We start from the raw sequence: 2,115 nt of genomic DNA on the forward strand, positions 1-2,115 counted from the left end.
CGCGAGGGGGCGCCCCTGATCCTGCCCGGGGCACCGTTCCTGCTGGCGGCCAGCCTGATGATCGCCTGCGCCCTTGTCTTCGTCGCGCGACGCGACAGCCGCGCCCCGGCCTGAGCCCCGGGGAGATGCCCATGCGCCCGATCAAAGCCGGCATCTGCCGAGCCTTCGCCGCCCCTCTGACTATCGAGACCCTGCACCAGCGCCCGCCGGGGCCGGTCGAGGTCGAGGTCACGCTGGGCGCGGTCGCGATCTGCCATTCCGACATCTCGATGGCCGAGGGGGCCTGGAACCAGAGCCTGCCCGCCGTCTACGGGCACGAGGCTGGGGGCCCATGTCGCCGCCATCGGGCCGGGGGTCACGGGGGGTGTGCCGGGCGACAGGGTGCTGGTCCGCGACATCCCGTGGATCGTGGAGCTTTACCGCCTGGGCCGGATCCGGCTGGACGAGCTGATCTCGGGGCGCTGGCGGCTGGACCAGATCAACGCGGCCATCGCCGACACGAAAACCGGCGCAGCGCGGCGCAACGTGATCCTGTTCTGACATCCCGGCCCCGGCCCGGTTTGTCACCTGTCCTTCAAATTGCTGTTACGCGCGGACGATAGCCCGCAGGTATCTGCAATTCGAAGGATCTGACATGCCCCGAATTCTGCTTCTGACCACCGCCGCGCTCGGACTTGTCGCGCTGACGCCCGCGGCCCAGGCCTGCACGCTGTCGGCCCTGACGCTGACCTGCGCGGATGGCTCCACCTCGACCGACCAGCGCTGGGATGAGAACGGCCTGACCATCCTCGTCGAAAGCGGCGCGACCGTGTCCTCGACCGGCGCGACGACGCCCGCCTTCCGCTTTGGCGGCGACGACATCGAGCTGACCAATGACGGGCTGATCGAGAACCCGAATACCGCCAAAGACAACGCGAATAACGCGATCGAGGTTCAGGGCACGAACCAGACCTATATCAACAATGGCACGATCTCGGGCGGCGACCGGGGCATCCATAGCCGCGGCGGCGATGGCGGGCTGACCGTGATCAATGCCGAGGGCGCGCTGATCGAGGCCCGCCGCCAGGCGGTGCGCGGCGGTTCGGATTACCCGGGCACGACCGTCATCAATGATGGCGTGATCCGTTCGACCGACGGCCGGGCGCTTCAGATCCGCGGCCAGGGCTCGACCGTCATCAACAATGGCGCGCTTTATGGCGGCGAGGAAGTGGTCGAGGCGCGCGACGATTTCACCCTGATCAACCGCGGCCTGATCCAGATCGACGAGACCGAGGCCGACGAGGACGGCGTGCAGTTCGCCTCGGGCCGGGCCGAGAATTACGGCCGCATCGTCGGCACCGACGACGCGATCGACCTGGACGAGGGCGAGGTCTACAACGCCCTTGGCGGTGTCCTGCTTTCGCTGGGGCCGAATGACGACTCCAACAAGGCCGCCATCGACCTCGACGGCGAATTCGACAACAGCCGCGACCCCGTGCGCCCCGCCGGGTCGGTGCGGATCGTCAACGAAGGCTACATGGAAGGGCCGCGCGCGATTTCGGCCGCCCATGACCCGAACCGGCCCGACGACCATGTCAGCCAGGCGCGCCAATCGGTCGAGATCATCAATTCCGGCACGATGGTCGGGCGCGGCGGCATCGCCATCGGCCTTGCTCCGACGCAGGGCGACAGCAAGCTGACGCTGATGGGCGACAGCCGTCTTTACGGCGATGTCCTGTTCGGCGCGGGCGACGACCTGCTCGGCATCGGCGCGCTGACCTCCGACCTGCTGATCGCGGGGCTGTTCGACGGCGGCGCGGGCGAGAATACCGTCAGCCTCATGTCCTACATGCTGACCGACGTGCTGGGCTTCGAGGCGGTCGATGACGACACCTACATGCTGCGGTTGATGACCGGACAGGGCGTGCTGTCGGGTGGCTTCCGCAACTGGCAGGACTGGCAGTTCGCCGATGGCACCCGGCTGACCACGGCCGAATTCGCCGCCGCCCTCGCCCCGGTGCCGCTGCCGGCGGGCCTGCCGCTGCTGCTGGCCGGGCTTGCGGGCTTCGGCGCGCTGCGGCTGCGCGCCCGGGGCTGAGGCGCCCGAAAGAGGCCAGACTGGCGCCCGCGGGCGCC

General features: G+C 69.0%; 1 protein-coding gene and 2 pseudogenes. All 3 read left to right on the forward strand.

Going from position 1 to position 2,115, the window contains the following annotated elements; all coding sequences use genetic code 11:
• Positions 1-131: 131 nt before the first annotated feature.
• Positions 132-272 (forward strand): annotated as a pseudogene (locus tag ENN83_RS17145) (zinc-binding dehydrogenase); the annotation flags it as partial.
• 61 nt (positions 273-333) lie between these two features.
• Positions 334-540, forward strand: a pseudogene (locus ENN83_RS16950) (zinc-binding dehydrogenase); the annotation flags it as partial.
• Between the two features lie 94 nt (positions 541-634).
• Positions 635-2,077, forward strand: coding sequence for a hypothetical protein (locus ENN83_RS09730; RefSeq protein ID WP_287186383.1), 1,443 nt, complete (start codon positions 635-637; stop codon positions 2,075-2,077).
• Positions 2,078-2,115 lie beyond the last annotated feature (38 nt).

The sequence above is a fragment of the Rhodovulum sp. genome, from assembly GCF_011048875.1.
Lineage (GTDB): Bacteria > Pseudomonadota > Alphaproteobacteria > Rhodobacterales > Rhodobacteraceae > Rhodovulum > Rhodovulum tesquicola.

Excerpts from the sequence above, each read along its gene's own strand:
- ENN83_RS09730 (WP_287186383.1), top strand. The coding sequence starts at position 635 with ATGCCCCGAATTCTGCTTCTGACCACCGCCGCGCTCGGACTTGTCGCG.